We start from the raw sequence: 12,412 nt of genomic DNA, 5'->3' as shown, positions 1-12,412 counted from the left end.
TGAAGGAGATGTCCACTCCTTCGGGTTACAATAGGCATCATGAGACGTCCAAAGTTAGTGCATTTTACAGGAATCGAGTCAGATGAATATATTCATATTCGTGCCTCGATGACTTATTCTTCGCAAGGACGTTTCGAAATCTTGGATGAGATCAACCAAAACTTAAAAGAAATCGTTCCGACAAAGCCCATTCAAAGTATGGGTCTTCTTTCTTCGAATGAGTTTCGCCTCAAGGTCGTGGGTCTCTCAAATGACGATAAAGAAGTGACCATCAGAAGTTTTGATTCAGATAGTTTCGGGAACTTTAATTTTAAGATTCCTCAACCTGAGGCCATGAATGTGGCGAAGTTAAGACTCTACGAAACAAAAACTCATCCTGGTCTTGATCTTTTGATTGGAAGTTTCATTCCCACCACCATTCAAAAACCAAAAAAAATTCTGATCACGGATTTTGATAAGACCCTGGTGGACACTCGTTATTCGTCCATGAAGGAACTTTATCTCTCGCTCAGAAATCCTATTCAGTATTTCCCACCAGTGGACCACTCCATTGATATTGTGAAAGATCTCATAAAAGAAAACTACCAGCCATTCGTGGTGTCGGCCTCTCCGCACTTTTACGAGAACGCCATTCGTGACTGGCTATATGCTCGACAAATTTTTACCGGGAACATTTTCCTGAAAGACTACCGGAATATTTTTTCTTTCTTTGAGGGAGATCTTTCGACCAAAGATTTGCGCTCTCAAGGGTTTTATAAACTTAATACCATCGTTAATATTCTTCTCATGACCGGAATTCCCTCAGAGCTGGTTCTCATCGGTGATGGGTTTGAATCTGATACTTTGATTTACCTCACTCTTGCGGCCGTGTTAGTGGGCCGTTATGACCCATGGACCCTGTGGAACAATATTAAGCGTGAAGAGTCATTCAAGCTCACAAACCAGCAGCACTTCCGCTTCTTATCGAAGTTTTATCAATTAAAAAATATGAGTGACGCCCACCCTAAGGGCAAACTCAAAATTTATATCCGTTGTAAGCCCCATATGCTGGAGTCCCTCCAGAATCGTGTCTTCAATCTGGATTTTGCCAACAACTTAAAACATCTGGTTACTTATTACGTAGGTTAGTATGAAGACTGTTATCGTTCCTCTTATTGGTGATCCTGTAGAAAATCTTTATCAGCTCGGTATGCGAGAAAAAGACTCTTTCTTAAAGATTGAATCTCGAGTGATGAAACTTCTCTCAACGAATGCGATTTTAAGAACGGGCCAGGACATCATTTCTCGTGCGCGCATTCTCATGAAGAAAAAAGAAGACAGCTTCTTTGATAAGTGTGTGACTGCTTATGCTGAAGGCATGGGCATTGATCCCGTAAGATACTTTAGTTTTCTTTCTCTTTTTGAAGTTGCGGCCCACTACGGCCAGGTCTATCCGGAACTCAAAAGCATTCTTCCTGGTTGCACCAGTGTGTTTGCAAAATCCAAAGATGGCATCACCCATTCGCGACTTTTGGATTTTCCGTTGATTGGCATTTTTGAAGAGAGCCCTCGCCTTTATTTCTGGCAGCAAGAAGGAAAACTTCCTCTTTTAAATTATAGTTCTGAGGGACTTGCTCCTCTGTTTCTTCAGGGACTTCACGGAAGCGGATTAAGCTTCGCTCTTCATCACAAACCCGGGAAGACCTATCACCGTGACGGACAAAGTATTTTTAAGATTACTTTTGAAACTCTTTTTGAATCACAAAATCTCGCGGAAGTAAAAAGAGAGATGAAGAAAAAAGTCTCTATGACTAAATGGTCGCTTCTTCTTTTAGAAAAAACCGGTGTGGTTCAGGCCATGGACCTGGATGGCCCGGCCCTTAATTCTGAGTCCTATAACGTGAATGAAACGAGCCCGTTGATTTTCACCAATATTCCACTTCAGCAAGATGCTGGTGGGTTTGAAAATTTCATTAAATTTTCGGAGGCCCGTCAAAACTGGATGAAAGAAAAACTTCTGCATGCAAAGAACGAGCACATTCTCGATCTCATGACGGATGTGGAAGATCAAAAGGCCAAGAAATGGCTTCATCCGGCCGCGACCCTTTCAACCGTTGGGGCCTATCACGTAAACCTCACCTCGGGTCTTCTAGACCTCAAAGAAGGTTCAGGAGCGATGGTGAAGTCAGATGAAATCGTCCAGTTTTCTCTGGGTGATAATGGCGAAGGCAAGGTCGTTAAAAAGGCCCATGCTTTAAGACCTTTTGAGGAGGCCTGGAAGCGCGCTTCCTATGCTCAAAGCGCCTTTGATCAGGGTGAGTATGATATCGCCTACCATGAGCTCCAAATGGCCCACGCCCTCATGCCAAATTCCATGTGGAAAGAGATTATCCGTTTCTACTTGTACCTTTGGGACTTCAAGTTCGTTTCTAACTCTAAGGAAATCGCCTTGATCTATAAAAAGGTCAAAAAAATGAATTTACCTGAGTCTTTGAAAGACCAATGGATTCTTCTTATTATGCGCCTGGAAAAACGTCTGGAGCTTGCTCCGACTGTGACCAGTAACGACGTTCAGGACAGTTACCGTGAGCTCTTCCAGCAAGAGAAACTCGCTCCCAAACCAGTATTTGCCACTTGGATGAAACTCCTTTATCCTCGGCTGGAACTTTTAGACGTATTTTCTCCCCATAGTAAGTAAAGGATCGTGTCCATGGGCCTTATGTATGTTTTTCCAGTTGGCGAAGACGAAACTGATTTCATTGATAAAAAAGATGGTTCTCTCACTTTAAAAACTTACGGACTTCCCTATATTTTCTGGATCTATGCCATTTGTGTTGTGGCCGTGATCTTCTTTATGTTCCTTGCGATCAAGGCCCCGGTTTTAAAACTGATTGAACTTGGCGATGAAACTGACGCGACTTTGGGCTACACCCTTCTTTCTTTTATCGGACTTCTACCAGTTTTCATTTTTGGCTTCTTCTTTTACGAAAAACGCATCATCCGCAAAGGAAAGAACCTTACTCTTCAGCATCGAGTTTTTGCTGTTCCAGTTTTCACAGAAACATTTGAAGTTGAATCCTCAGATGAGTTGAAGATTGAGGCCTTCATGGATTCTCCCAATGTGGCCAAAATTAATGCGACTGAAGCGAACGTGGGATTTCAAAACAAAGGCTACTTTGTTCTGTATCTTATGAGTAAAAGCGGTCAGAAGATTTTAGTCGATCGTCACTCGAGAAAAGCGGATCTAGAGAAGCTGAAGAAACTAATAAGTATAGCTTAATCCAAGAGTCACCCGAGGGCCCACGAAGCTGGGCTCAATACTCTTATAAGGCTTGGGAGCATCGTATCCGAAGGTCTTCATGTAATAGAGACCAAGGGCCCCTTCAAAAGACCAATTCTCATTAAAGTAATAGTTCGCATTCAATCCTGCACCGGTCGAGAATCCATATCCATTCACCCTAAAATCATCGGCCAGAGAGTAATTCGAAAATGGAATAGCGAGGAACTGTCCTTCAAGACGAAGAAGAAATTTTTGACCGTTAATCAGGCGATAAGCTCCGCCGGCCCCAAACTCCACTACCCTAAAAGTTTCTTTATCCTTAATGGCCTGCAGATAATTAAAAAGAATTTGAAGGTCCCAATGCTTCCAAATAAAGGCCTCACCTTTTAGGGAAACTCCATGCCATTGAACAGCGTCTCCATTCTCTAATTGAGAATTAGAATTACTGAGAGAGATTTGCGAAAGGAAGGTCACGTACGAGAGAACATACTTTGATTTGTATTCTTTGCGTGTGCTCTTCTGAAAGCGTTCGGCCGACAGACGAGTTGAATCCATGGATTCTTTTTCTGTGGTGATATCAATGGCCCGAATGAAGGCAAGTTTTCCCGAAATAATGATAGGAAATACCTGAGCACGGTTCCTCGGTATCTCCCCGATTTTGACTTTTTTCCCTCGAGAAACATACCCGATCGGACTAGTCATTTCTTTATCAGAATAAATAACCGCACGATCTGCAATCACCATTGCCGTCTGAGCAGCCCAGATTTTTGGGCAGAAAAACACGACTAAAAAAAGCAAGTAAAGATATATATAGAGTCGAAGTGATTGATATTTTTGAGTGGATTTAATCATCTTGAATTTTCCGACCTTCTTAGTCTGAAAAACAGTGCTCTGTTGTAAAATAAAAGTACTTAGGATGAGTCTAACCTGTTGAAGAAAAAAAGAGGAGTAAAAAACTACGCCCTCTTAATTTTCTTTTCGTCCTTCCGAAGAGTTGGAAGGGAATATAGGTTTTCTCGAAGGAATGATTATGAAAATAATTTCAAAACTTTCTCTATTAGCACTCGCGCTTACACTCGCGAGTTGTAATGAAAAAGTTTCACCTGAATTGCAGAGTGGAAACAACTCCTCGACTGATCCTGGCGCAATTCCCATTCCTCCTGAAGAATACTATTTTTCAGTGGTGAGCTCTTCTGATCCCCGCCAAAATTTCAAATTACATAAAACAGGTCTTGGTAACGCTGCCACGAATTGTGAGGTTAGAAATACAGTAGGCCTTTCTAACGATGCTTTCCGTGCTAACCCCACGGCCAATGATATTACTTGCTATTTTGAAGCAGAAGAATTGGCCCTAACGAATGGTGGACTTGCAGTCAAAATCCAAGCAAGTAAAAACTCTTGTGATTATGTTGGCTATGCTCCTTATAGTTACTACAACCGAATTCCAGGTGACTCTTCAGGTTCATATCTACAAATTGAATGCTCTGGGGACGCTGGTGCGCCCGAAGTTGCATCACAAGCAGGTGCCAGAGGCATTGATATTTCAACCAGTACGTCGGCCATGAATTGTGGAGACTATGCTTCAACTGATCCAAGCATTCCAGTCGGTAACAGACGTCCTTTTCAAGTTGAAACGGACCAGGATCTTTGTGCCTTTAATTACAAAGACGGCGATGAAGAACAATGTGATATTGGCGTCATTACAATTAATAAACTAACTGTAAGCTATAGTGCGGGATCACCTGAAACAAGCACTCTTTCAACTCGTACAGTTCGTTGCGGTGGTAAGCCCTACAATTGTGTAAAAGGTCCAATTAGAGAAATGACGGAAAGATCTACTTCGGCCTACGAAGTGACACAAACAACTGTGAATGCGGATTTCGAAAAAGAATATAAGTACCCTGGTATTGAAGGAACGACTTATTCGAATATTCACTACGCAAACTTCAGACGAAATCTTGCCAGTTTAAACATTGATTATGTGGCGAGTTCAGATTTTTCTTACACTAGTTATTGGGCAGATCCCATTTTTGGAAAAACATTTGATCCTCGAGTGGCAGACTTCTATGCCGCTAACAAAATGCTTGATGGAACAACGAGAATCGTTTCTCTGGCCGAATCTGATGCACAAAGAGTCAAAACAAATACAATGACGACCCGTGCTTTAGCGGCCGATCCGTTTCTGGGAATTGGGTCACTTATTGCAACAAGTGAACAAACTCAAGTGAATCCATTTTATACTTTCTATTGTTTTGATACTGCCTTTGACATGAAAGCACGAATCAGAATGGTAGTTAGAGACTGGGACCGTATTTTTCCAACCAATTCGGATCTTGAATATGTCTCCGACATTTTTAGAGGTGCTTCTGCTCGTCAGGACAACCCTTCTGAAGTTGAAATTCCCGGTGACATTGATGGATTTAATACCTTCAACGACCTCACTGACTGGGACGATGATATTCCGATGGCAAGAACACCTGGTAGCTTTGACCCGTTCAGCACCATTTGGAGACCTGAGCAGCCAAATGTTGCATTTCCTAACGGTTGGTTTTATCCAGGATACTTCCCGAACTTTACGGAAAATGACGATCACTAAAATAAAAAAAAGGCCCCTCTCTCGAGGGGCCTTTCATTTTTAACAACTCTTTCGAATTGATTATTTTTCCATGTAGTTTTTCACTTTGTACTGAGTACCCATGTACCAGAAGATACCTGCGAAAATCGCCATAAGAACAGCGAAGAACATGAAGTATCCAGTAGAAGCGATTGGGAAGAAGTTAACTTTTGAAACGTAAGCAGTAATCAAGTTACCGAAGAACACAGTTAACAACCAGATCGACATGATTGAAGACTTCATTGAACGTGGAGCTTGAGTATATGCGAACTCAAGACCAGTAATTGAAATCATCACCTCTGCCATTGTGATCACCAGGTATGGGAAGAACTGCCACATAACGTTGATCTTATCTGAAGAGTTGTCCATCCACATTTGTAGACCACCGATTAGAGCGAATGAAACGGCAGCTACGAACATACCAAGAGTCATACGTTTAATTGGAGTTGAAGTGATGCCCATCTTATCAAGCATTGGATAAACAACCATTGAGAAGAAAGGAATGAGACCCATAACCATGATTGGGTTCCAAGCAGCAATTTGCGAAGCTTCGAATTCCATTCCCATGAAATTAAGGTTCATGTTCATCGCCTGGATGACCCAAGAAGAACCGTGTTGATCAAATAGGGCCCAGAAGATCGTGATTGAAGCGAAAAGTTTAGCGATATCGAAAACCGCTTTAACTGCATCAACCTGCTCTCTTGAGTGATCTTTAAGAGCGCCATCAAGGAACGATTCACCGGCCTTACGAGCTGAAGAATATTTGAAGGCCGAAGAAACAACATTGAACAGGCCGTGACCATCTGACTTCGTAGGAGGAACGTGAACGAATTCGTTACGGCCCATCCAGAAAATAACAGTCGCAATCGCCATAAGAACACCTGGAATACCGAAAGCAACAGACGGACCGTAAGCTTTAAGTGTCCATGGAGTTAGGATGGTTGAGAAGAATGAACCGAAGTTGATCATGAAATAGAACAACTCGTACACTTTCTTAAGAAGGTGTTGTTGGTTGGCCTTGAACTGGTCACCTACGTGAGCAGATACACATGGCTTAATACCACCAGAACCAAGAGCGATAAGCCCTAGACCCCAGTAAAGACCCATTTTGTTTTCCCAAACAGCAAGTACAGCGTGACCAGCACAGTATACAAGAGAAAGATAAAGGATCGTCTTATACTTACCCCAGATTCTATCTGAGATAAACGCACCAAGAAGTGGGAACAAGTAACAAGCACCTGCGAACAAGTGGTATGTTGAAGTTGCTTCAGCTTCTTGCATAAGAAGAACTTGAATCATGAATACTGTGAGAATTGATCTCATCCCGTAGTATGAGTAACGTTCGCAGGCCTCGTTACCTACGATGTACTTAATCTGTGACGGGAATTTGTTGTCTACTGCTTCAACCGATGCAGCAGCGGCGGCCTGTGACATGCGTTTACTCCTTAAAAGGGGTTTGGCTATTTATCGTTTTCTTCTTTATCTGTTTCATTGAAATTGAAAGGCTTCACACGCTTGTTCCCACCTAATTTTTTAGGTTTCCCTGTGTCTTCGCTTTCTTTTTCCCAATGACGATACCAAGTGTCTGACGGTTTATCTTGGTTTTTTTCCTTACTTTCAATAGCTTCTTTTTCGATGTCTTCGCGCTTTTTCAGGCGAGTTGTGGTGCTTTTTGGCACTGTTACCTTCTCGTTTTTACCAGTAAATGTGTTTTTCTCGTGTGCCGAGATATCTAGAGTCACATCTCCCGTCACTTTCGTTTGGCATGAGAGCCTTTCTTTAGTGATATGGAAGACATTCCCTAAGAGACGCAGTTCTTCAAAAGTCTGCGGCGTAAGATTCATTTCGCCAGACTTCACAACGATCATGCAGTCCGAACAAGTCGCACAGCCTCCGCAGCTGGACTTAATTTTTTTGCCGGCCTTCTTAAGCTGGTTAAGGAGCGTGTCCTCACCGTTAAGCTCCAGGACTTCCCCAGAGGGCCATAAAGTACATTTAAATTCGCTCATACAACTTTCTTAATCTGCTTTTCAATGGTCTCCAGAATTTTGCCTTTGAAAGGCTTAAGGAGGAAACCGAGGTCAACGTTAACGACTGCTTCAGCATCTTTGAATTCGATTTTAGCTTCGAACCCAGATCCTTTGGCCTTTAGAGTAGAAGTGGCATCATCATTTTGAACATCTGCCGCTACACCAAATTTTGCAATCACTTCAGGAATAAGCTTTTTGGCCTCTTCATAGCCTTGTTTCTTATCTGTAATCTGTGCGTAAGGAACTTTCAATTCCATGATACATCCTTTGTAAGAGTTATCTAGTGCCGGTAGAGCCGAAGCCACCTGCCCCCCTCTGAGTTTCATTCAAAGTAGTCGTAACCGAATACTTTGCCTGAATGACAGGAGCGATCACTAATTGTGCGATACGAAGACCGTGCTCTACAACATAATCTTCCTTCCCGAAATTCCCGACGATAATGCAAACTTCCCCACGGTAGTCACAATCAATTGTGCCGGGAGCGTTTACGATCATCAGAGGAGATTTAAGCGAAAGACCAGAGCGAGGACGAACTTGAACTTCATATCCGAATGGAATTTCCATCGAAAGACCAGTGGGAACGAGAACTCGTTCCCCTGGTTTAATCGTAATCGACTTTTTTTCAGGGATGCTGGCGCGAACGTCCGCACCAGCAGCGCCTTCAGTGGCGTAAAATGGAAGTTCAAAACTAGAATCGTAATGATCCAGGGTTTTGACGAACACTTCGATCGCCATGATTACTTCGCCTTCTTAGCAACCGGAGCGACTGCCTTAGCAGAAAGCTTGATTTTGCCGAAGCGGTCTACTTCAAGAACTTTAACGTCTAGAAGTTGGCCTTCAGTAAGGTAATCATTTGGATCATTCACGCGCTCATCAGCGATTTCTGAAACGTGAACAAGACCAGCAAGGCCCGGAACGATATCAACGAATGCACCGTATTCTTTAATTGTAACAACAGTACCTTTGTAGATCGCACCGATCTTAGGACCGTTGAGTTGCATATCAGCTAGAGCGATAACTTCATCGATCTTCTGAACGTCAACACCAAGAACTTTAACTGTACCGTCTTCAGCAACATCCATCGTAACTTTGAAGTTTTCTTGAAGTGCTTTAATGTTCTTACCACCAGGTCCAATAAGAGCGCCGATTTTATCCGGAGCGATCTTGAACGATTTGATTTGAGGAACACCAGCTTTGAAGCCGATACGGTTTGTAGAGATAGTTTTCGCCATCTCGCCAAGAATGTGAGTACGGCCTTCTTTGGCTTGAGCAAGAGCTTCGCGGAAGATCTGTTCAGAGATACCAGCAATCTTCATGTCCATTTGGATCGCCGTAATACCTTGAGCTGTACCAGCAAGTTTGAAGTCCATATCACCAAGGTGATCTTCATCACCAAGGATGTCTGTAAGGATCTTATACTTGTCGCCTTCTTTGATTAGACCCATGGCCACACCAGCAACTGGTCCTTTAAGAGGAACACCAGCGTCCATAAGTGCCATTGAACCAGAACATACTGAACCCATTGAAGAAGAACCGTTTGATTCTAAAACTTCACAGGCAACACGTACTGTGTATGGGAAATCAGTTTGAGAAGGCATTGCTTTTTTAAGAGCGCGCTCAGCAAGGTTACCGTGACCGATTTCACGACGACCAACACCTCTGTAACCTTTCGCCTCACCAACTGAGAACGGTGGCATAGCGTAGTGAAGGTAGAACTTATCGTAACCAACACCGTGGATTGAATCGTACATCTGCTCGCCTTCTTTACCACCGATTGTAACGGCCGCAAGAACTTGAGTTTCACCACGTGTGAAAAGTGCTGAACCGTGAACTGATTGAAGAACTGAAGTTTCAGTTTCAATGGCACGAACAACATTCAGACCGCGACCAGCGATACGCTTGTTTTCGTTAAGAATGTCAGCTCTCATCATTTTATAAAGAACTTCGTCAGTAACTTTAGCGGCTTCTTTACCGAAATCTGTTTCTTCAGTTAGACCGAATTTCGCAGGGTTTGCTTTAAGGGCTTCTTTGATGTGCTTACGGAAAGCGTTTGTAGCGTTTGAGCGCTCTTGCTTAACGTTAGTTGAAAGAACTTTACGAGCTTCAGTTGAGAACTCTTTCATTGCTTCTGTCATAAGAGCAGCGTTTGGAGTCACAGGAGTGAACTCACGCTTCTTCTGACCAACTTCTTTTGTCATTTTATCAAGAAGCTTACAGAATTCTTTAATGTTGTTGTGACCGAAAACGATCGCTTCAAGCATTTCTGCTTCTGAAACTTCATTCGACTCACCTTCTACCATGAGTACTGCTTCCGCTGAACCAGCAACTAGAAGACCTAGAGCACCAGCGTCCCACTCAGCTTTAGTTGGGTTAAGGATTAGCTTACCATCAACTTTACCAACTTTTGCGTAACCCATTGGACCATTGAATGGAACGTCTGAGATCGCGAGAGCTGCTGCAGCTCCAAGACCAGCTAGAACTTCTGAGTCACCAGCACCTTGAGACACAACTTGTGCCATAAGGATTGTTTCGTTCATGAAGCCTTCTGGGAAAAGCGGACGAAGAGGACGGTCGATAAGACGCATGATAAGAATTTCTGCGTTTGATGGACGACCTTCACGCTTTAAGAAACCGCCAAGGAACTTACCAGCGGCGTAGAATTTTTCTTTATAATCAACGAGAAGTGGGAAGAAGTCCTGACCGTCGTTTACTTCTTTTGCGCAAGTAAGAGTCACAAGAACTTGTGTTCCTTCGCAAGAAGCTAGAATGGCAGCGTCAGCTTGTTTTGCAAGACGACCAGTCTCGAGGGTGATTTCCTTACCACCGTAATTCATCTTGAATTCTTTTTTGTTATTCAACATAGGTTCTCCTAAAAAATCGGGCACAACAAAGGTTATGCCTTTATATGTTTTGTTTTAATGTTATTTGGAAGGTTTGATTTGAGTCGGGAGTTTGAGAGATAAAGAGGAAGTGGAAAAATTTTCGACTTACTGTTTATCTCTTAAAATACTCGAGCTCTCTCGTCTTGCCTTCAAAAAAGAAGAGGGGCCACTTGGCCCCCCTTCACATTATTACTTACGTAGACCTAGCTCAGTGATGAGCTTGTTATAACGAGCTTCATCAGTTGCGCTCAAGTGCTTAAGAAGTGAACGGCGCTGACCGATCATCTTCATAAGACCTCTCATACCAGAGTGGTCTTTTTTATTTTTTTCGAAGTGCGGAGTTAGGTTTTTAATTCTCTCTGTAAGAAGAGCTACCTGAACTTCTACTGAACCTGTGTTCTTCTCAGATCCACCGAACTTCTTAACTAGTTCTGCTGCTTTTGCTGTTGTAATCATTTTCTTTTCTCCTATGCCCTAGCACCAACCTTACGTTGGAACCAAGTACAAGGTACAAATGGATGGGCGTTATTGCTTCCATTTCCTCGTTAAATTATGAACTTATATGTGGTTTTATCTAAGAAATTCAGACATGTAAATCTTTAATTGTTCGATCAGTCGTTCTTCCACCTGACGTATTCTCTCTCGAGAAACCCCATACTGGTCGGCGATGCTCTGAAGACTCTCCGGGATCTCGCTAAGTAGTCGTTTTTTAAAGATTTCCTGATCGCGCGGCTTAAGGCCTTTCACGAATTCACCCAACTGCTCTTTCAAAATCTCCAGATTTTGAAGATCGGCCAGTTTGCTATCCAGGGCCTCTTCATTGTCTCCAATGAGGTCGCTGAGGGTTTGACTACCTCCGTCATTATCCAGAGGTTTATCCAGACTCACTTCCTGGCCACCTGAACCCAAGCGCTGATCCATTTCAATCACGGCCTTCTCAGAAACACCAAGGTTCTCAGACAGCTGTTTAACATCCGGATTGATACCCATATTCATGAGGCGTTGTTTCTCTCTCATGAGGTTATAGAAAAGTTTTTTCTGCTCTTGAGTGGTTCCAATCTTCACCAGACGGAAGTTATCGAGAATGAATTTTAAAATATAAGAACGAATCCACCAACTGGCGTAATAAGAAAGTTTAGCACCTTTACTTGGATCATACTTAGAAACGGCCTTCATAAGACCAATGTTTCCTTCTTGAATAAGATCCATCACATTTTTGTAAGCACTCTTATATTCAAGAGCGATCTTCACCACCAGACGAAGATTCGCGAGAACTAATTTTTTAGCGACTTCGATATCACCGGTGCGAAGAAGTTCGGCGGTTAGTTCTTTTTCTTCTTCGATGGTCAAAAGTTTATGACGAGCAATCTCTTTCAGATAAACCGCAAGTGGATCCTGAACTTTAAGATCAGTGGATTTTTTTAAGACGGGAAGTGACTCTGCCATTCTTGGCACAAGAGCTTCTGAGGGTCCTTTCGGATCCAGAAAATCTTCATCACCGTCAATGTTCACTTCAATCACATCATCTTTCTTTTTGAGATTCTTTTTATTTTTAGAATCAACAACGATCTCAGGAGTGACTTCAGTTTTAGCGTTCTTCTTCGGCATATCTGACAAGATGGGAGCG

General features: G+C 42.7%; 12 protein-coding genes. 4 read left to right on the top strand and 8 right to left on the bottom strand.

Translation table 11 applies throughout. The features are described 5' to 3' along the window. Positions 1-39: 39 nt before the first annotated feature. Genes ACJVC5_RS14410 through ACJVC5_RS14400 form a run of 3 tightly spaced genes read left to right on the top strand, consistent with a single transcriptional unit; the run spans position 40 to position 3,259 of the window. A complete protein-coding gene (locus ACJVC5_RS14410) occupies positions 40-1,128 on the top strand; it encodes a phosphatase domain-containing protein (protein WP_408096229.1) in 1,089 nt (362 codons plus the stop codon). A 1-nt stretch (position 1,129) separates the two neighbouring features. Beyond that, positions 1,130-2,677, top strand: coding sequence for a hypothetical protein (locus ACJVC5_RS14405; RefSeq protein WP_408096228.1), 1,548 nt, complete (start codon positions 1,130-1,132; stop codon positions 2,675-2,677). 12 nt (positions 2,678-2,689) lie between these two features. Further along, on the top strand, positions 2,690-3,259 hold the full coding sequence (locus ACJVC5_RS14400) for a hypothetical protein (RefSeq protein ID WP_408096227.1): 570 nt from the start codon (positions 2,690-2,692) through the stop codon (positions 3,257-3,259). On the opposite strand, the gene ACJVC5_RS14395 is transcribed toward ACJVC5_RS14400, so the two are convergent. Then, complete coding sequence (locus tag ACJVC5_RS14395) at positions 3,242-4,057, bottom strand: hypothetical protein (protein ID WP_408096226.1); 816 nt, start codon at positions 4,055-4,057, stop codon at positions 3,242-3,244. The genes ACJVC5_RS14400 and ACJVC5_RS14395 overlap by 18 nt on opposite strands. 232 nt (positions 4,058-4,289) lie before the next feature. Between ACJVC5_RS14395 and ACJVC5_RS14390 the strand changes: the two genes are divergently transcribed. Further along, on the top strand, positions 4,290-5,855 hold the full coding sequence (locus ACJVC5_RS14390; protein WP_408096225.1) for a hypothetical protein: 1,566 nt from the start codon (positions 4,290-4,292) through the stop codon (positions 5,853-5,855). 60 nt (positions 5,856-5,915) lie between these two features. Here ACJVC5_RS14390 and ACJVC5_RS14385 read toward each other — a convergent pair whose 3' ends face one another. From ACJVC5_RS14385 to ACJVC5_RS14355, 7 genes are all read right to left on the bottom strand, one after another. After that, positions 5,916-7,307 (bottom strand): POT family MFS transporter, encoded by a 1,392-nt coding sequence (locus ACJVC5_RS14385; protein ID WP_408096224.1) that lies wholly within the window; start codon positions 7,305-7,307, stop codon positions 5,916-5,918. Between the two features lie 26 nt (positions 7,308-7,333). Beyond that, complete coding sequence (locus ACJVC5_RS14380; protein ID WP_408096223.1) at positions 7,334-7,882, bottom strand: 2Fe-2S iron-sulfur cluster-binding protein; 549 nt, start codon at positions 7,880-7,882, stop codon at positions 7,334-7,336. Then, on the bottom strand, positions 7,879-8,160 hold the full coding sequence (locus ACJVC5_RS14375) for a polyhydroxyalkanoic acid system family protein (RefSeq protein ID WP_408096222.1): 282 nt from the start codon (positions 8,158-8,160) through the stop codon (positions 7,879-7,881). The genes ACJVC5_RS14380 and ACJVC5_RS14375 overlap by 4 nt, the downstream gene beginning before the upstream one ends. Before the next feature lie 19 nt (positions 8,161-8,179). Further along, a complete protein-coding gene (dut, locus tag ACJVC5_RS14370) occupies positions 8,180-8,638 on the bottom strand; it encodes a dUTP diphosphatase (RefSeq protein WP_408096221.1) in 459 nt (152 codons plus the stop codon). Positions 8,639-8,640: 2 nt separating this feature from the next. Further along, positions 8,641-10,764: a polyribonucleotide nucleotidyltransferase gene (pnp, locus tag ACJVC5_RS14365; RefSeq protein WP_408096220.1), complete on the bottom strand. Its 2,124-nt coding sequence runs from the start codon at positions 10,762-10,764 to the stop codon at positions 8,641-8,643. A 210-nt stretch (positions 10,765-10,974) separates the two neighbouring features. Beyond that, positions 10,975-11,241, bottom strand: coding sequence for a 30S ribosomal protein S15 (gene rpsO, locus ACJVC5_RS14360; RefSeq protein WP_408096219.1), 267 nt, complete (start codon positions 11,239-11,241; stop codon positions 10,975-10,977). A 114-nt stretch (positions 11,242-11,355) separates the two neighbouring features. Beyond that, a complete protein-coding gene (locus ACJVC5_RS14355; RefSeq protein ID WP_408096218.1) occupies positions 11,356-12,393 on the bottom strand; it encodes a sigma-70 family RNA polymerase sigma factor in 1,038 nt (345 codons plus the stop codon). Between the last annotated feature and the right edge of the window lie 19 nt (positions 12,394-12,412).

Origin of the sequence: Peredibacter sp. HCB2-198 (assembly GCF_045999315.1) — a bacterium.
Classification (GTDB): Bacteria; Bdellovibrionota; Bacteriovoracia; order Bacteriovoracales; family Bacteriovoracaceae; genus Peredibacter.
Note: the sequence above shows the minus strand (reverse complement) of the source record. Positions and strands in the feature narration are given on the sequence as shown.